Raw genomic sequence first — 18,022 nt, forward strand, 5'->3', positions numbered from 1 at the left:
CCCGGAAAAAACGCGATGTCTTCGCCGAGTGCTTTGGGTGCCTCGTCGCCTCCTGTGGGAAGAGTCGCGTTCGCCCCGCTCGCGACGGCCGTCGGCACTGGATAGGGTCTTGCACGGGTGTGCCGGGAAGCCTGGTCGGCGATGGTGCCGTGCTGCCCTTTGACCGACGAGGTGGACCTCACGTATGACCGACCAGAACTCAGGCCCTGAGCGCCGCGGCGTGCGCCGCCTCTTCGCCCGTACCTCCTGGCCGGAGGCGCGTTTCCTGACCGACGTGCTGCGCACGGAGACCGTCGGCGGCGCCCTGCTGCTCCTCGGTGCCGTGATCGCGCTGGTCTGGGCGAACTCGCCATGGGGTGACGCCTACGCGGAACTGGGTCGGTGGGTGCCCTGGTCGGGCGGCAAGGCGCTGCATCTCGACCTCGACCTCGCCACCTGGGCCGCCGACGGCCTGCTGGCCATCTTCTTCTTCGTGGTCGGGCTGGAGCTGAAACGCGAGTTCGTCGCCGGCGAATTGCGCGATCCGCGGCGGGCGGCGCTGCCGGTGGTGGCGGCGGTCGGCGGAATGGTCGTACCGGCGCTGATCTTCCTGGGCGTCAACGTCGTCGGTGGTGGCGACGGACTGCGCGGCTGGGCGATCCCGACCGCCACCGACATCGCGTTCGCGCTGGCGGTGCTGGCCGTGATCGGGGCCTACCTCCCCCAGGGGCTGCGCGCCTTCCTGCTCACCCTGGCCGTGGTCGACGACCTGCTGGCCATCACCATCATCGCGATCTTCTACACCGACGACTTCAGCGTCCTCCCGCTGCTCGGCGCCCTGGTACCGATCGCCCTGTTCGGCCTGCTGGTGCAGCGCCGCCGCACCTGGTGGTGGGCGCTCATCCCGCTCGCCGTGGTCGCCTGGACCCTGGTGCACTCCTCCGGAGTGCACGCCACGGTGGCGGGCGTGCTGCTGGGCTTCACCGTGCCGGTGCTCGCCGGAAAGGGCGGCACCGGTGGTCGCCCGATGCCCGGCCTCGCCGAACATCTGGAACACGTATGGCGGCCGATCTCGGCCGGCTTCGCGGTACCGGTCTTCGCGTTCTTCGCCGCCGGGGTCTCGCTGCGCGGCGCGGACCTCGGCGCGGTGATCACCGACCCGATCGTCCTCGGCATCGTGCTCGGCCTCGTCGTCGGCAAGTGCGTCGGCATCCTCGGCTCCACCTTCCTGCTGGCCCGATTCACCCGGGCCAGCCTGGACGAGGACATCAGCTGGTCAGACCTGCTCGGCGTATCGTTCCTGGCCGGTATCGGCTTCACCGTGTCGCTGCTCATCGGCGAGCTGGCCTTCGGTTCCGACGGCACCGAGGGCGACAACGTCAAGGCGGCGGTGCTGGCCGGCTCGTTGATCTCGGCGCTGCTGGCCACCGTGGTGCTACGGCGGCGCAACAAGGTGTACCGGGCGATCGCCCTCAAGGAACAGGTCGACCAGGACCACGACGGTGTGCCGGACGTCTACCAGAAGCCCGGCGGCTGACCACGGGCCCCCGCTCACTCACCTGGGAAGCGCCCGGCCGACCCGCTCGGCCGGGCGTTTCGCATCTCTCGACCACCGCCGGAAATCCGCGGTCAGCGCGGTACGCACCAGCAGACGCAGTGCCACGATCGCCACCAGTACGACGATCTCCGTCCAGGACTGCTCCCCGGTCAGCCGCAGCAGGCCGGCGGCGAGCAGCATGTCGAGCAGCACCCCCAGGGCGGTCGTGCGCGAACCGGTGGTCAGCAGCGCCACCGCCGCCGCGAGCACACCGAGCGCCGTGATGACGGCGGACAGCAGCATCCTCATCGATTGTCGACCTGCCGCTGCTCGTGTTCGATCTCGCGACCCAGCACGTAGTTCAGCACCGTCCGGATGGCGGCGATGGCGGCCAGCTGGCCGATCTGCGCGAAGGTCGGCGACAGCGCGGTCCGCAGGATGTCCGCCGCGAGCTGGAACTCCAGGCCGAGGGTGAGGAAACGCCCCAGGGACAGCCGGATCCGGGTGAACACGGCGGCGTCGCGGTGGCGCAGCCCGTCGATCACGAACCGCAGCGCGGCCAGAGTCGCACCGACGACGATGACGAACACGCCGACCAGCTCCACCGCGGTCACCAGCAGCTGGTGGCCCCGTTGGAGGATCACCTCGACGTCCACCCCGGCGCCTTACCCGGCCTGTATCCGGGTAGTCGGCGCCGGGTGGCACGACGTCGAGCCGGTCAGCGCGGTCGCCGGGCAGGCGACGACGACGGTCAGCGCAACTGGGTCACCGCATCGACGATCAGCCAGACACCGCTGACGGCGAAGAGCGTTGCGGCGCCGTACCTGATGGTTCGTTCCGGCAGTTTCCGGCCGAGCAGTCGGCCGGCGACGATCGCCAGCGCGTCCGCCGCGACCATGCCGATCGTCGAACCGATCCAGGTGCCGAACCAGCCGTACTGGGTGGCCAGCGTGATGGTCGCGAGCATCGTCTTGTCACCCAGTTCGGCGAGGAAGAAGGCGACGCCGACGGTGATCACGGCGGATCTGCCACCGCGGGCGGCGCGGCGCTCGTCGTCCTCGGTGAGCCGGTCGCCCCGCAGCGTCCACGCGCCGAAGCCGAGAAATGCCAGACCCGCCAGCAGCGAGATCCAGCCGGTGGGCAGGGTCGCGCCGAGGCCGTGGCCGATCGCCACGGACGCGAGGTGCACCACCGTGGTGGCCACGGTGATGCCGATCAGCACCGGCATCGTGCGGTACCTGGTGGCGAAGGCCAGCGCCATGAGCTGAGACTTGTCTCCCAGCTCGGCGACGAAAATGACGCCGAAGCTGACCACCAGCGCGGCGAGGAACCCGTCCATGATGTCCTTCCCGGATCAGGCCGGGAGAAGGTGTGGGGACGCCCTCGACCCGGCCGCAACAGCCTGGGTCGAAGGTCTCGCCCGCCTCGCCGGAACGAGGCCGGGTGGCCGGATGCGTGACGCACCAGTATGTCGACCACGACGTTATGGGCTACTCCCCTTCGCTGCGCCCAGCCTAGCCGATCCTCCTTCCCCGGATCACCGGGGTCCGCCGTGGCGGCGTCGGACCCCGGTGACGACCCGATCAGCTCGGCCGCTGGGCAGCGCTCATTCGGCGCGTGCGAGCGTCACCCCGAACAGGCCGTCCGGGTCGGTCCAGAACCGCTCGGCACGGAAACCCGCGGCAGCCAGTTCGCCCGAGATCCCCTCCGGGCGGAACTTCGCCGACACCTCGGTCCGCAGGTCCTCACCGGCGGCGAAGTCGACGTCCAGGTCGAGCACCGTCACCCGCATGGATCGCTCCGCCCGCAGCCGCATCTCGATCCACTCCTGTTCCGGGTTCCAGAGCGCGACATGGGCGAACCCCGCCGGGTCGAAGTCGGCGTCGAGTTCCCGGTTGAGCACCCGCAACACGTTACGGTTGAACTCCGCGGTCACCCCCGCCGCGTCGTCGTACGCGGGCACGATCACCGCCGGATCCTTGACCAGGTCGGTACCGACCAGCAGCCAGTCGCCCGCCTCCAGCGCGGCCCGCATCCCGGCGACGAACTCCGCCCGTTCGTCCGGCAGCAGGTTGCCGATGGTGCCACCGAGGAAGATGACCAGCCGCCGCCCGCCGGTCGGCAGGTGATCCAGGTGGCGGGTGAAGTCCCCGACGATGCCGCGCACCCGCAGCCCCGGGTAGTCGGCGGCGAGGGCGGCGGTGGACCCGGCCAGCGCGCTGACCGAGACGTCCAGCGGCACGAACGTGCCGAGGCCGCCGCGCTGGGTGAAGGCGTCCAGCAGCAGGCGGGTCTTCTCCGAGGAACCGGAACCCAGCTCGATGAGGGTCTTCGCGCCGGTCAACTCGGCGATCTCCGTCGCCTGCGCCGCCAGGACGGCACGCTCGGCCCGCGTCGGGTAGTACTCGGGCAGGCGGGTGATCTCGTCGAAGAGTTCGCTGCCCCGGGAGTCGTAGAACCACTTCGGCGGCAGCCACTTCTCCGTGGCGGTCAGCCCGATCCGGACATCCCGCCGCAGGCTGCGGCTGATGTCCCGGTCGTCGAGGTGGATCTCGAGCGGCTCAGCGCCCATCTGCGGTTCCCTTCCGTCGTGTCTGACAGGTCCGTGCGGCCCGGTGTCTTCTCGGTGGTCCCCCGCCCGGACGCCTCACCACGCCGCCACCTCCTGCTGGCGCAGATCGGTCGCCGTGGCCTGCACGAGCTGCCCGTCGGGCACCACACGCCAGCCCGGTCCGTCGTCGTGCGGTTCGGAGGCCAGCAGCACCGACGCGGGCGTGACACGCAGTGACAAAGCGTGCCCGGCCGCGCTGGCCACCACCGTGTGCCCGTCGGTGAGCAGCATGTTGAGCCGGGAGCCGGGTGCCGCCGCGGCCACCGAGGTCACCGTCTCGGCGACCGCCCGTGCCGGCGCGACACCGGCGCGCAACCGGTTGCGGACCAGTGCCCACAGCAGTGCCGAGTCGGTCGTCGCGTCGAGGGTGAGCAGTTCCCGCACGGGCAGCTCGGCGGCGAGCGGGACCATCGAGTCGGGCCAGCCCCGCACCACGCCGTTGTGGCTGAACAGCCACCGCCCCTCGGCGAAGGGCGCGGCGGCGGTGTCGACGATCGCCATGCCGACCGTGGCCGAGCGGACGGCGGCCAGCACCGCGCCAGCGGAGGTGACCGCCGCCAGCTCGGCGATGGTCGGGTCGCTCCAGATGGGCTGCGCCCTCCGGTACCGCACCGGCGCTTCGCCGTCCGGATACCACCCGACGCCGAAACCGTCGGCGTTGATGGTCCCGCCGCCACGCATGTCGCGTGGGGCCCAGGACTGGCGTAGCAGCGAGTGCGGTGGGTCGAACAGCAGCTCCCGCAGGGTCACCGGTGGCCCCAGATAGGCCAGGTGTCGGCACATCAGACGACCGGCTTCCCGACCGTCACCGGTGCGCCTCGTCCGGTCGGGCGTCCCGGGCGCAGCGGAAGCCGCTGAAGATCTGTCGACGGATGGGATAGTCCCAGTTGCGGAACGTGCCGCGGCAGGCCGCCTGGTCGGTCCCGAACGAACCGCCCCGCAGGACCTGGTAGTCGTCGCCGAAGAAAACCTCGGAGTACTCCCGATAGGGAAAGGCGGCGAAGCCCGGGTAGCCCCGGAAGGGGGTGGAGGTCCACTCCCACACGTCGCCGATGAGTTGATGCACCCCGAGCGGCGAGACACCTGCCGGGTAGGCGCCCACCGGTGCCGGCGACAGGTGCCGTTGGCCCAGGTTGGCGTGGGCCGCCGTGGGGTCACCGTCGCCCCACGGGTAGCGCCGGGACCGGCCGGTCACCGGATCCCACCGGGCGGCCTTCTCCCACTCCGCCTCGGTGGGTAGCCGCTTACCCGCCCAGGTGGCGTACGCCTGCGCCTCGTGGAAGCAGACGTGCACCACCGGCTCGTCGTCGCGGACCCGGTCCCAACTGCCGAACCGCAGGTAGGCCCAGCCGTTTCCGTCCCGCCGCCAGTGCATCGGCGCGCTGAGCCCGGCCTGCTGGCGGTGCTGCCAGCCCACCTCGGTCCACCAGCGCGGGTCGTCGTACCCCCCGTCGGCGATGAACGCGCGGTACGCACCGTTGGTCACCGGTGCGGCGTCGATGACGTACGCGGGCAGGTCCACCCGGTGGGCGGGGCGCTCGTTGTCCAGAGCCCACGGGTCCGTGTCGGTGCCCATCACGAACGGGCCGGCCGGCACCAGCACCTCGGCGGGCACCCGTACGGTCGGCTCCGGTGGCGGCGGCGCGTGCAGCGCTGCGGGGCCGGAACGCAACTGGTGGGTGGCGAGCATCGTCTCATCGTGCTGCTGCTCGTGCTGCACGATCATGCCGAAGGCGAAGCCGTCGGCGACCAGCCGACCACTGTCGAAGGTGACGCGGTCCAGCAGGTCGTACACCTTCTCCCGGACCGTGGCCACGTACACCCGGGCCTCCGGAGGCGGCAGCAGCGGCAACGACGGGCGGTCCCGACGCGGCTGCTTGAACGCGTCGTACAGGTCGTCGATGTCGCACCGGACCGGTTCCCGCCCGCCGACGTCGCGCACCAGCCAGAGCTCCTCCTGGTTGCCCACGTGCGCGAGGTCCCACACCAGCGGGGACATCAACGGTGAGTGCTGGCGCATCAGGTCGGCGTCGTCCACCGCTTCGGTCAACAGGGCGGTGCGCGCGCGGGTACGCGCCAGTTCCGCCGCGATCCGGCCGCGCAACCCCTCGGCGTCGCGGTCGATGCCGGTGTCGGTCACCGCTGACTCCTCTCCGCGGCGTCACGCCGCCGTCGTAATCCGTGGTCGATCTCCCGATGCAGGGCCGGCGGCAGCTCCAGCCGCGGCAGTGCGGTCCGGGCCAGGTCGAGCAGACCCGCGGCGGCGCGGGCCAGGGTGGCGTCACGCAGGCCGTACCGCGCGGCGCGGTGCCAGCCGTCGGCGGCGGGCGCGGTCACCTCCATCGCCTCGACGATCGTGTCGGGGCCGCTGAGCAGCGCGCTGAGCACCGCCAACGGCAGGATCCAGCCCCGCCCCGGTTGGGCGTCGAGGTAGCGGATCTCCAGGTAGCCGCGTGGACGTACCGGTGGAAAGAGCGTGCTGACGTGGTATTCCAGGTCGTCGACGCGGGGCGGTCGGTGCAGCGCCCCGTCGATCCAGTCGGCGAACGTCATATCCGGCGGAGCTGTCCAGTCCGGACCGTCCCCGCGGACGCAGAGCAGCGGCGCGGCCAGCACGTACGCCGTCCAGGCGGCGACCGGATCCCGGTCGGCCCGGGCGGGCGTCCAGACCGGGGCGGTGCGGGCGGGATCGATGCGCCACCACGCGCCCATCCGGGCCGACGCCCAACCGGTGTCGTGGCCGGCGTGCCGGGCGGCGGTGGCGAAGGCGGCGAGCAGCGGCGGCCCGACCGCGTGTACCAGTTGCCACCGGACCGGCAACTGCTCGGGCTGCCCGGCGTCGAGACAGATCTGGAGGCCGGCGGTGCTGTACATCATCGTCCGCCCGTCGGGCCCGCGACGGTCGAAGACCTGGCGCATGGCGCGGTAGCGGGGGGTGTCGATCACCGGCCGGGGGTGTCGGTGTGGGTCGATGCCGGACCGGCCGAGAGTCAGGCCGGCGGCGTCCAACAGTCTGGTGGCCTGCGCCACGTCGGACTGGGTGGCCTCGATCAGCGCGGCGACGCAGGCTCGCGGTGGGGTGGAGATCTCCAGCTGCCCGCCGGGCTCGACCGTGATCGCGCTGCCCTGGAGCAGGCGCAGGGCCGGGCTGGTCGGGTCCAGCGTGGTGGGGCCGTACGGCCCCAGTGCCGTGCGCAGGCGCGCGGCGTCGACGGGCCGGACCGGATCGACGGCGTCGTGGACCGTCCATTCCAGCTCGACCCCGGTGAGGGTGGGTGGACCGGTCTTGAAGCAGATCCGGGCGAGGTGCCGGGCGGCGGCGGCACGGTCCCGCAGCACCGGGATCCGGTCCACCTCCGGTGACATCACCATGCGGGGCTCCCTTCCCGATCGGATCCGCCGCCACGGTAGCCCACCCCAGTGACATCGAACCCTTGTGAACCTGAACCGCACGGTGCTGGCGCATCGGTTCCACAGCCCCGGCACGTCGCCCTCGACGGCAGGCTGACGAGGCGCTTCACCCGATGTCGGCACGGGCGATTCCGCCACCATCTGTGTAGCAGGGGCCAACCGTGCGTCGAACGGATTTCACGATCCGGTCAAATTCTGCCGGGCGAGCGAGGCCCGATCCGCGCGGGCGGCCCGAGGTGTCCGGGCGGACTCAGCCGGCCGGGCTCCTGCTCGGCTCCGGGTCGGGTTCGGCCCGCAGGCCGTGGCAGTACTCGTCGACGTGTTCGGCGCCGCCGGCGGCGACCACCAGTTCGTTGAAGGCGGGCGTCTTCAGCGCCTTCTCCCGCTGCCGTTCCGACTTGGCCAGGTAGGCCCGACACAGACCAGGACGGTCCGTGGTGTTGTCCGAGTTGCCGGGGCCGACGTGCCCGCCGGCCTCGGGACCCGGCGTCGCCGATGCGCTCGGCGGTCGCACCGACGCGCTCGGTGCCCGCTCGGGTGGGGAGGTCACGCCACCGGTAGGACCGTCGGTCGGGGCTGCCGTGCCCTCGCCGGTGGGGGTGCCGTCGTCGGTGCTGGGTGCCGGCGTGGCCGGGCTGGTGACGACCGGCGGCGAGACCGGACCGGTGTGATTCAGACCGACCGCGGCCAGGGCGACGCCCGCGGTGGCGGTGGCCGCCAGCCCGGCGATCCAGGCCACCGCACCGACGGTGAACCGGTGCCGTCGTCGCCGGGGCGTCGATGCCGCCGCCCCGGGTTGGCGGGCGGCGCGGAACGCCGCGACGGCGGCCTCCTCCCCGGCCAGTTCCCGCTCTCGGGCCGGAGCGGCGGCGGCCCGCAACAGGTCGCCGAGCGGGCCGGCCGGAGCCGGTGCCGGCCGCGTCGGCCGGCCGTCAGGGGCGGCGTCCAACAGCCGCTCGTGGTCGGCGCGCTGCGACCGGCGCAGCATCACTCGCAGTCCGCGCATGTCAGCCGTCCACCGGCTCGGTCTGGGGCGGCAGGCCGGCGCGTTGACGGGGCCGGGTGTCAGCCGCGGTCGGGACATCGTCCGGTGCGGTGGTCGCCGCCCGCTGGTCCAGCAGAACGGCCAGCCGGCGCAGGCCGCGGTGGGCGGCGGTACGCACGGCACCGGCCCGACGGCCGAGCACCCGCCCGGCGGTCTCGGCATCGAGCCCGATCACGGCGCGCAGCAGGACCGCCTCGGCCTCCCGGGGCGGCAGGCTGGCGATCATCGCGAGCGCCGCCTCGGTACCGAGGCTCTCGCCCGCCCGCTCGGCGGTGTCCGCGTCCCCGGCCAACTCGCTGAGTTCCTGCACCGGCACTGACAAGGCGGGACGACGGCGTTGCCGGCGCAGGTGGTCCATGGCCCGGTTCCGGGCGATGGTGACGGCCCAGGCACGAAACTCGCCACCGGTGAAGGTGGGCAGGTCGCGGGCGACCTGCAACCAGGTCTCCGACGCGACGTCCTCGGCGTCCGGTCCGACCAGGGCGGTCAGGTAGCGCAGCAGCCCGGGCTGAAGGTTGCGGTAGAGGTGACGGAAGGCGTCCTCGTCACCGGCCCGGGCAGCAGCCACCAGTTGGTCCAGTTCACCGGCCACGGTCGCACCGCCGACCCACCGGCCGCTGTCGGGAGGCCCACCAAGCAGCCGCACGCGTCGGCTCGGCCCGCTCCGCGCGCCGGACCTCGATCCGCACCCCACCCCCGTTGGCCTGAACCGAACCGGACCCGTGCGGCCCGGTAGCGGATTCTCGCCGACAACGCCGAGGACCACAACCTGACCCGCGCGCCCGTCGAACTCGGTCGGATCGGGCTGGCGTCGGGGCCGCGGACGCCCTCGGACGAGATGTGACGGGCACACCCGCAGTGAGAATTGTCTACCCACCCCACCGCGGTTCGCCGTAACGCGGCGGAGGCCCACGACGCTACGGACAGGCGCGCCGCAGCGACACCGACGCCAATGTGGCACCCCGTGCGGACACGGTCACCGTAGGGCATCCTCGGTCCGCGACCGACGGATCCGTCGATCGAGACACCGGGACGACCATCGGCACGGCCCGACCCGCCGACGCGCCGTTCGGGCCCGCTGTGGGTACGGTGGTGCCGTGTTGTCTTCGGAGGTCGTACTCAGCGGTCGGTACCGCTTGGACGAGCGTGTCGCCACCGGCGGCATGGGCGACGTCTGGCGGGCGACCGACCTGATCCTCGGACGGCAGGTCGCGGTCAAGGTGCTGCTGCCCGCCCTCGTCTCCGACCCCGATTTCATCGCCCGGTTCCGCGCCGAGGCACGGATCATGGCGGCCCTGCGGCACCCGGGCATCGTGCAGGTCTACGACTGCGGTGAGGATGATCTGCCCAACGGTGGCCGGGCCGACTACCTGGTCATGGAGTTCGTCACCGGTCAGCCGCTGTCCAAGCGGATCGAGGCCGAGGGCCGCCTGGACGTGGGCGTGACCATGTCGGTGGTGGCACAGGCGGCCCAGGCGTTGCACGCCGCGCACGTCGGCGGGATCGTGCACCGCGACGTCAAACCGAGCAACCTGCTGATGCAGGAGGACGGCACGGTCGTCCTGGTCGACTTCGGCGTCGCCCGGTCGACGAACGTAACGAGCATCACCAGCACGAACGCCGTTCCGGGCACCGCCCTGTACATGGCTCCCGAGCAGGCCGCCGGCCGACCCGTCTCCGGGGCGACCGACCTGTACGCGCTCGGTGCGGTCGCCTACTGCTGCCTGACCGGCAGTCCACCGTTCACCGGCGACAACCCCCTCCAGGTCGCCGTCCGGCATCTCGACGATCCGCCACCGGAGCTGCCGCACGACATCCCGGAAGCGGTGCGGGTGCTGGTCGACCAGGCCCTGGCCAAGGACCCGGCCGACCGGTTCGGCAGTGGCGCGGCGATGGCGGAAGCGGCACGGGCCGCGGTCTCCGAGGGCTCCCTGCCCACCTCGGTGGTCCCGATGGCCACGGCACTGCGCGATGCCGGGCCGGACACGCGCACCGGACTGCCGGTGGTCGACGCACCGCCACCGGGCCGACGGCGCCGCGGCAAGCTGGTGGGCGCGTTCACCGCCGTGCTGGTCGGGATGACGGCGCTCGGCGCGGCCCTCGGTGCCACGCAGGAGGCCAACACCCCGGCGGTCAAGCTGCCGACCACCGCACCGACGGTCGAGTCCACCGACGAGGAAGCGGCACCAACAAACCCGGAGGAGAGCGCACCGGCGCAGGTGCCGTCGCTGCGTCCGGCCGGTTCGACGACCCGGCCGACCGGGTCACCGTCGCCCGAGCCGTCCTCGCCGCAACCCAGCGAGTCGAGCGAACCCGCGTCGCCGGAGCCGACGACACCCAGCCCCGACCCGGAGCCGACGGGCACGTCCAGCAGCCCGACGCCGTCGACACCCACCACGTCGTCGACATCCACCACACCGCCAGACGATGAGCCGCCGGGCACCGGCGAGGGCGAAGGCGGCTGACCCCACCAGCCGCAACCTCCCCTAAATTCCCGAAACGGACGTACGGCATCACACCTCGCTCTAGGCTCCTCACCAGCAGTTATCTCCTACTGTTCGGGAGTTCGGGTGAGCGTGGAAAAGTTGGTCGTCGTCGGCCAGGGTTATGTCGGTCTGCCGCTGGCCATGCAGGCCGTCGAAGCCGGCCTTGACGTGGTCGGCCTCGACGTCGACGCCGACCGGATCAAGCGACTCGCCTCGGGCGAGTCGTTCGTGTCGGACATTCCCGCCGACCGGCTCGGCCGCGCGCTGGCCACCGGTCGGTACCGCCCGAGCACCGAGTACGCCGATGCCAAGGACTTCGACATCTGCGTCATCACGGTGCCCACCCCGCTACGCGACGGCACCCCCGACCTGAGCTTCGTGGAGCAGGCCGGTACCGGGATCGGACCGTACCTGCGGCCCGGCTGCACGGTGGTCCTGGAGTCCACCACCTATCCCGGCACCACCGAGGAACTGCTCCGACCGCTGTTGGAGGCGGCCAGCGGGTTGCGCAGCCCCGGGGACTTCCACCTCGGGTACAGCCCCGAGCGCATCGACCCGGGCAACCCGACCTGGCGGCTGGCGAACACCCCGAAGGTGGTTTCCGGGGTGGACGCCGCCGCGCTGACCCGGGTCGACTCGTTCTACCGGCGCCTGGTGGAGCGGACGGTGCCGGTGGACTCGACCCGGGTCGCCGAGCTGACCAAGCTCATCGAGAACACCTTCCGGCAGGTCAACATAGCCCTGGTCAACGAGCTGACGATGCTCTCGCACCAGTTGGACATCGACGTGTGGCAGGCCATCGAAGCGGCCGAGACGAAGCCGTTCGGATTCATGCCGTTCCGGCCCGGGCCCGGTGTCGGCGGGCACTGCCTGCCAATCGATCCCTGCTACCTCTCCTGGCAGGTCAAGCGCCGCCTCGGCCGGCAGTTCCGGTTCATCGAACTGGCCAACGACGTCAACCACGAGATGCCCGAGCACGTGGCGCAGCGGGTGATGGCCGGGCTGAACCGCTCCGGGCGGGCGGTCAAGGACGCCCGGCTGCTGCTGCTCGGGCTGGCCTACAAGCGCAACACCGGGGACATGCGCGACTCGCCGGCCGTCGAGGTCGCCCGGCGGCTGCGGGAACTCGGTGCCGAGGTCCGGGCGGTCGAGCCGTACGCCGAGGCGCACCACCTGCCCGCCGGGGTGCTGACGGTGAGCCTGACCGAGCGCGAGCTGCGCGAGGCCGACGGTGTCGTGGTGGTCACCGATCACGACGTTTTCGACTACGACCTTGTGGTCCGGCATGCCCGATACGTCTTCGACACCCGCAACCGCTGCACCGGCCCCACCGTGGAACGCCTCTGATCAGCGGTCCGCGAGTGCCTCGACGACGGGCAGCGCCAGGGCCCGGCGGGCCGGCAGCACCGACGCGACCAGCGCCGCCAGCACCGCGATCCCAAGGATGCCGCCGAGCTGTCCCCACGGCACGACGAGGGTGAACTCGCCGGCGATCCGGGACAGCATGGCCATCGCCGAGGCGGCGACCCCGGTGCCGAGGGCGACGCCGAGCACCGCGCCGACCAGCGCCGTGAACAGCGCCTCGACGGCCAGCATGCCCCGCATCCGCCCACGGGTCAGACCGACCGCCCGCAGCACCGCGTTCTCCCGGGTGCGTTCCACCACCGACAGGCTCAGTGTGTTCGCCACCCCGACCAACGCGATCACCACCGCCAGGCCGAGCAGCGCCACCACGAACGCCAGCAGCATGTCCACGGTGCCGGTGAGCATCCGTTTGTACGCCGCCTGGTCCATCAGGTTGACCGTCGGGTAGTCGACCAGGACCGCCTCGATCGCGGCCCGGGCCGCAGTGGCGGACACCCCCGCCGCCGGGTCGACCTCCGCCAGGTAGCCCCGCTCGTCGGGGAAGAGCCGGGTGAAGTCGACGTCGTCCAGTTCGACGACGTGGCCCTCCGGTGCCCGCCCGGTGTTCGCCTCGGATCCGGTGCCGGCAACCACCGCCGCCACCTCGAACGGGCGTCCGTGCAGGGTCACCGTCTCCCCCGCCGACCAACCGCGCCGCCCGGCCAGGTCCCGATGCACCAGCAGCCGGCCCGGTCCGAACCGGTCGAGCTGCCCGGTGAGCACCCGGTCGATCCGGTGACCGACCAGCTCCGGGGCGGCGGCCCGGAACTCGACGTCGTCGACCACGTGCGTACGCGACTCGTGCACCGTGCCCAGCTCCGGACGGTCGGCCAGCGCGGCGACGACCCCGGCGGGCAGGTCCACCCCGATCCCGGTCACCACGAAGTCCACGCCCACCTCGGCGTCGACGCTGCGCTCGATGGCCGCCTTGGTGCTCTGCGCGCCCACCACGAAGGAGGAGACCAAGCCGATCCCGATCACCAGCGCGGTGGCGGTCGCGGCGAGCCGTCGCGGATTGCGGACCGCGTTGGCCACGGCGAGGGAGCTGGTCTTCCCGAAGATCCTGCGGGCCGGGACGCCGAACAGCCGCACCAACGCCGGCACCAGCACCGGACCGAACAGGACCAGGCCGAGGAAGCTGAGCACCCCACCCAGGGCCACCAGCACGACCTGCCCCGCCGAGGCCGCGCTGACCAGTGCCGCCACCCCGCAGGCGAGGACGATCGCGCCGAACGCCAGGCGTACCCGGCCGGCAGGGCGGGCGACCTGGACGGCGGCGTCGGTCAACGCGGCCACCGGGGCGACCCGGGTGCCCTGCCAGGCCGGTACGAGTGCCGCGCCGACGGTGAGGGCGGTGCCGGCGGCGAGGCAGCCCAGCACGGTGCCGACGGTGAGGGTCGGCTCGCCGTGCAACGGGGTGTCCAGCCGTGCCATTAACAGGTTGAGGCCGGCCGCCAGCCCGGCACCGAGCCCCACGCCGAGGGTCGAGGCGGCGAGCCCAACCGCGACCGACTCCAGCAGCGTGGCCCGGAACACCTGTTCCCGGGTGGCACCGACCAGGCGCAGCAGCGCGGTCCGCCGGGTGCGCTGGGCGAGCACGATTGTGAACGTGTTGGCGATGACGAAGGCGGCGACCACCACGGCCACCCCGGCGAAGGTGAGCAGCACCATGTTGAACTGGCTCAGGTCGCGAACCTCCTCGGCCACGGCGGCGTCGAGGATCTCCGGTCGGGTGCGTACGGTCGTGTCCGCGCCGACCGCCTCGGCGATCCGCTCGGCGAGCAACCGATCGGTCGTTCCCGCCTCGGCCGCCACCATGATCCGGTCGTAGCCGCCGCGGTCGGTCACGGCGAGTGCGTCGGCACCCACCAGTCCGATGTACGGACCACCGACGTCGCGCGGAGTACCGGCCACGTCGACCGTGCCCACCAGGGTGTACGGGCGGGCCGCGCCGCTGGCGCCGCCGACGCGTACCGGCGCGCCGAGGTCGAACCCCTGCGCCGTGACGGTCCGCTGGTCGAGCACCAGCTCGCCGGTGCGGGCGGGCAGTCGGCCGGCCACCACGTCGTACGACTGGAGGGCGGGATCGGTGGGGATCGCGGCGAGGACCCCGTAGCCGAGCACCGGACGGCCGTCGGAGCCGACCAGCCCGCCGGTGCCGATCAGCTCGCCCTCGGCGGCGCGTACCCCGTCGACCGCGCGCACCCGCTCGACCAGGGACGCGTCGATCACCTCGTCCCGGTAGACACCGACGTCGGTGTGTCGGTCGAAGGTGCCGGCCCGGTCGTACGCGCCGGCCCGCATCCCGTCCACGAAGATCAACGTGCCGGCGATGAAGGCCACCCCGAGGACGACGGCGAGGGTGGACAGCAGCATGCGCGCCGCCTCGGCGCGCAACGAGCGCAGGGTCAGCCGGATCATGTCAGCGTCCTCCGACCGGGGCCGCGCCGTCGGTGTCCAGACGGCCGAGCACGTCGAGGACTCGCTCGGCGGTCGGCTCGGCCAGTTCCCGGACGAGCCGGCCGTCGGCGAGGAAGACCACCCGATCGGCGTGAGCGGCGGCGACCGGGTCGTGGGTCACCATCACCACGGTCTGCCCGAGGGAGTCGACCGCCTCGCGCAGCAGCCGCAGCACCTCTGCCCCGGCGCGGGAGTCCAGATTGCCCGTCGGCTCGTCGGCGAAGATCACCCACGGTTTGGTGATCAGTGCCCGGGCCACCGCGACGCGCTGCTGCTGGCCACCGGAGAGCTCGGCCGGACGGTGCCGCAGCCGGTCGGTCAGTCCGACCGCCGCGACCACCTGCCGCAGCCAGGCCGGGTCCGGCCGCCGTCCGGCGATGTCCAGCGGCAGGGTGATGTTCTCCGCCGCGCGCAGCGCCGGCAGCAGGTTGAACTTCTGGAACACGAAGCCGATCCGGTCGCGGCGCAGCAGGGTCAGCCGACGGTCGTCGAGGCGGCCCAGCTCGGCGTCGCCCACGCGTACCGTTCCGGCGGTGGGGCGGTCCAGGCCGGCCAGGCAGTGCATCAGGGTCGACTTGCCGGAGCCGGAGGGGCCCATGATGGCCGTGAAGCGGCCGGCGGCGAAGTCGACGTCGAGGTCGTCGAGGGCGACGACGGCGGCCTGGCCGGTGCCGTACTGCTTGCGCAGGCTCCGGGCGGTGACGGCGACACCGGCGGTGACGTGGACGGGTGGTGCGATCGACACGTGCTGCTCCGTGGGACGGTGGATGTCGGACGTCCCCGACGCTATGGAGACCACCGGCCCGTCGAGATCAACCCGGACGCTCGACCTCGGTACGCCTCAGGTCGTCCCGCACCGGGCACACCCGTACGCCTCAGGTCGTACGCGGGCCCTCGGCGCCCGGGGTGACCAGGCCGCTCTCGTACGCCAGCACCACCGCCTGTACCCGGTCGCGGAGCTGGAGCTTGGCCAGGATCCGGCCGACGTGGGTCTTCACCGTCGCCTCGGCGACGTGTACCCGGGCGGCGATCTCCGCGTTGGCCAGACCCTGCGCGACCAGCAGCAGGATCTCCCGTTCCCGGTCGGTGAGCTGGGCCAGCCGGGGGTCCTCGGTGGGCCCGCTGCCGAGCTGTCCGGCGAACCGGTCGAGCAGCCGGCGGGTGATCGACGGGGCGACCACCGAGTCGCCGCCCGCGACGACCCGGATCGCGGTCAGCAGCTCCTCCGGAGGGACGTTCTTGAGCAGGAAACCGCTGGCTCCCGCGCGCAGCGCGGCGAACGCGTCCGCTTCGGTGTCGAAGGTGGTCAGCACCAGCACTCTCGGTCCGCCGGCCGGCCGGTCGGCGCAGAGCCGCCGGGTGGCCTCCACACCGTCCATGGTCGGCATCCGGATGTCCATCACCACCACGTCCGCCGGAACGCGGTCGAGTACCCGCAACGCGTCCGCGCCGTCGATCGCCTCGCCCACCACCTCAAGATCGGGCTGGGAGTCCAGCACCATCCGGAAGCCGGCTCGCACGAGCGCCTGGTCATCCACGATCACCACCCGGATCGTCATGCCGCGATCACCTCCGAGCCCGGGAACGACGGCATCGGCAGCCACGCCCGTACCTGCCAGCCACCGGCCAGTCGGGCCCCGGCGGTGATGGTGCCGTCGTACACCGAGACCCGTTCGCGCATGCCGACCAGCCCGTGACCACCCGGCGGTGTCGGGGTGAGCGGTCCGTGACCGCGACCGTCGTCGACCACCACGAGCGCGACACCGTCGGCGGTGTGCGCCAGAGTGAGCTCCACGCTCGCTCCCACCCCGGCGTGCTTGAGCACGTTTGTCAACGCCTCCTGTGCCAACCGGTGCACGGTCAGTTCCAGCGCGGGCGGCAGCGGGACGGGTCTGCCGGTGACCGTGTAGCGCACCCGCAACCCGGCCTCCCGGAACCGGTCGAGCAGGGCGGGCAGCTCGGCCACCGAGGGCCGCCGGTGGTCGGGCACGGGTCGTACGGCCGGTGTGGGCACTGGTTCCGGCGGGTTCGCTTCGCGCAGTACGCCCACCAGCCGACGCATGTCCTCAAGTGCCTGCCGGCCGGTGTCCGCAACGATCTTGAGGGCGTCCCGGGAGGTGTCGGGATTCTGGTCGATCATGTACCGGGCCCCGTCCGCCTGGACGATCATGACGGCCATGCTGTGCGCCACGACGTCGTGCAGTTCGCGGGCGATGCGGGTGCGTTCCTCCGCCACCGCCGCCCGCGCCTCGGCCTCCCGCTCCCGTTCGAGGGTGGCCGCCCGCTCCTCCAGGCTGAGCACGTACTGCCGGCGGGTACGGACGTTCAGGGCCACCAGCCAGACCGCTCCGGTGAGCAGGGTGTAGTAGATGGCGGCGTAGTACCAGGCGGCCGGCAACGGATCCCGCACGGCGGCGAAGACCGCTCCGAGCACGGCCACCACTCCGGCGATGGCGCCGTCGCGTAGCCGCTCGGCGTACTTGACCACGCCGTAGAGGGCGATCAGGACCGCCACGTCGTAGAGCATCGGCGCCCAGCCGAGGGCCACCTGGGCGAAGGCCAGCACCGCCACCACGACGGTCACCGCCACCGGGCGGACGCGGCGGAACAGCAGCGCCAGCGCCATCGCGACACCGATGGAGGTGGACCACCAGCCGCCCGGCTGCACCGGCCCGCCGGCCACGCTGACAAGGGCCACCAGGCCGGCAAGGGCCACGTCGAAGGCGACCGCGGGCAACCGCCGGCCGAAGATCATCGCATTCATCGTGCACCCAGCGTACGAGGCATCCCGGCGACGGACGCGAAGGTGCTCCCGGCCTCCCGGAGCGGGACCGGTCAGGACGGCAGCAGGTCGCGCATCCGGGCGATCTCGACGGACTGCTCGCTGGCGACGGAGGTGGCGAACTCCGGCCCCTGGCTGGCCCGGATCCGGTCGGCGAGGGCACGCACCCGCGGCTCGGCGGGACGCTCGACGGCCTCCTCCCCGGGACGGCCGGGCACGATGACCGGCGGCGCGGAGGCGTCCACCGCCAGCGCCACGGAAACCGATGTGACGGCGGCGAGTAGCTGTCCGCGCCGGGCGGTCATGC

General features: G+C 72.5%; 17 protein-coding genes. 3 read left to right on the forward strand and 14 right to left on the reverse strand.

Annotation, left to right across the window (positions count from 1 at the left end):
- Positions 1–184: 184 nt before the first annotated feature.
- Complete coding sequence (nhaA, locus tag ACFY2A_RS16630; RefSeq protein WP_387172448.1) at positions 185–1,516, forward strand: Na+/H+ antiporter NhaA; 1,332 nt, start codon at positions 185–187, stop codon at positions 1,514–1,516.
- Between the two features lie 18 nt (positions 1,517–1,534).
- On the opposite strand, the gene ACFY2A_RS16635 is transcribed toward nhaA, so the two are convergent.
- The 9 genes from ACFY2A_RS16635 to ACFY2A_RS16675 form a co-directional block, all read right to left on the reverse strand.
- Positions 1,535–1,819, reverse strand: a complete 285-nt coding sequence (locus ACFY2A_RS16635; RefSeq protein ID WP_387172450.1) for a hypothetical protein — start codon at positions 1,817–1,819, stop codon at positions 1,535–1,537.
- A gap of 2 nt (positions 1,820–1,821) precedes the next feature.
- Entirely contained in the window at positions 1,822–2,172 is a 351-nt protein-coding gene (locus ACFY2A_RS16640; RefSeq protein WP_387172452.1) for a DUF1622 domain-containing protein, read from the reverse strand.
- A gap of 95 nt (positions 2,173–2,267) precedes the next feature.
- On the reverse strand, positions 2,268–2,855 hold the full coding sequence (locus tag ACFY2A_RS16645) for a TMEM165/GDT1 family protein (RefSeq protein WP_387172454.1): 588 nt from the start codon (positions 2,853–2,855) through the stop codon (positions 2,268–2,270).
- Positions 2,856–3,122: 267 nt separating this feature from the next.
- Positions 3,123–4,088: an L-histidine N(alpha)-methyltransferase gene (egtD, locus tag ACFY2A_RS16650; protein WP_387172456.1), complete on the reverse strand. Its 966-nt coding sequence runs from the start codon at positions 4,086–4,088 to the stop codon at positions 3,123–3,125.
- Positions 4,089–4,163: 75 nt separating this feature from the next.
- Entirely contained in the window at positions 4,164–4,910 is a 747-nt protein-coding gene (gene egtC / locus ACFY2A_RS16655; RefSeq protein WP_387172458.1) for an ergothioneine biosynthesis protein EgtC, read from the reverse strand.
- Positions 4,911–4,932: 22 nt separating this feature from the next.
- Positions 4,933–6,267 carry an ergothioneine biosynthesis protein EgtB gene (egtB, locus tag ACFY2A_RS16660; protein WP_387172460.1) on the reverse strand — a complete coding sequence of 445 codons (1,335 nt, stop codon included), beginning with the start codon at positions 6,265–6,267 and terminating at the stop codon, positions 4,933–4,935.
- Complete coding sequence (egtA, locus tag ACFY2A_RS16665; RefSeq protein WP_387172462.1) at positions 6,264–7,499, reverse strand: ergothioneine biosynthesis glutamate--cysteine ligase EgtA; 1,236 nt, start codon at positions 7,497–7,499, stop codon at positions 6,264–6,266. The genes egtB and egtA overlap by 4 nt, the downstream gene beginning before the upstream one ends.
- Before the next feature lie 289 nt (positions 7,500–7,788).
- Complete coding sequence (locus ACFY2A_RS16670) at positions 7,789–8,544, reverse strand: hypothetical protein (protein WP_387172464.1); 756 nt, start codon at positions 8,542–8,544, stop codon at positions 7,789–7,791.
- Between the two features lies 1 nt (position 8,545).
- Complete coding sequence (locus tag ACFY2A_RS16675) at positions 8,546–9,175, reverse strand: RNA polymerase sigma factor (protein ID WP_363919693.1); 630 nt, start codon at positions 9,173–9,175, stop codon at positions 8,546–8,548.
- Between the two features lie 505 nt (positions 9,176–9,680).
- Here ACFY2A_RS16675 and ACFY2A_RS16680 point away from each other — a divergent pair.
- Entirely contained in the window at positions 9,681–11,048 is a 1,368-nt protein-coding gene (locus ACFY2A_RS16680) for a protein kinase (protein ID WP_387172466.1), read from the forward strand.
- A 105-nt stretch (positions 11,049–11,153) separates the two neighbouring features.
- Positions 11,154–12,416 carry a nucleotide sugar dehydrogenase gene (locus tag ACFY2A_RS16685; protein WP_363919697.1) on the forward strand — a complete coding sequence of 421 codons (1,263 nt, stop codon included), beginning with the start codon at positions 11,154–11,156 and terminating at the stop codon, positions 12,414–12,416.
- On the opposite strand, the gene ACFY2A_RS16690 is transcribed toward ACFY2A_RS16685, so the two are convergent.
- The 5 genes from ACFY2A_RS16690 to ACFY2A_RS16710 form a co-directional block, all read right to left on the reverse strand.
- The gene (locus ACFY2A_RS16690; protein ID WP_387172469.1) at positions 12,417–14,894 is read right to left on the reverse strand and encodes an ABC transporter permease; all 2,478 of its coding nucleotides are present in this window, start codon (positions 14,892–14,894) and stop codon (positions 12,417–12,419) included. It lies immediately after the preceding gene.
- A 1-nt stretch (position 14,895) separates the two neighbouring features.
- Positions 14,896–15,672, reverse strand: a complete 777-nt coding sequence (locus tag ACFY2A_RS16695; protein WP_387172773.1) for an ABC transporter ATP-binding protein — start codon at positions 15,670–15,672, stop codon at positions 14,896–14,898.
- Positions 15,673–15,808: 136 nt separating this feature from the next.
- Positions 15,809–16,492 carry a response regulator transcription factor gene (locus ACFY2A_RS16700; protein ID WP_363919703.1) on the reverse strand — a complete coding sequence of 228 codons (684 nt, stop codon included), beginning with the start codon at positions 16,490–16,492 and terminating at the stop codon, positions 15,809–15,811.
- Positions 16,489–17,697: a sensor histidine kinase gene (locus tag ACFY2A_RS16705; protein WP_387172471.1), complete on the reverse strand. Its 1,209-nt coding sequence runs from the start codon at positions 17,695–17,697 to the stop codon at positions 16,489–16,491. The genes ACFY2A_RS16700 and ACFY2A_RS16705 overlap by 4 nt, the downstream gene beginning before the upstream one ends.
- Before the next feature lie 71 nt (positions 17,698–17,768).
- Positions 17,769–18,020: a hypothetical protein gene (locus ACFY2A_RS16710; RefSeq protein ID WP_387172473.1), complete on the reverse strand. Its 252-nt coding sequence runs from the start codon at positions 18,018–18,020 to the stop codon at positions 17,769–17,771.
- Positions 18,021–18,022: the final 2 nt, after the last annotated feature.

This window comes from Micromonospora sp. NPDC000442 (assembly GCF_042898635.1).
In the GTDB taxonomy this organism is placed as follows: Bacteria; Actinomycetota; Actinomycetes; order Mycobacteriales; family Micromonosporaceae; genus Micromonospora.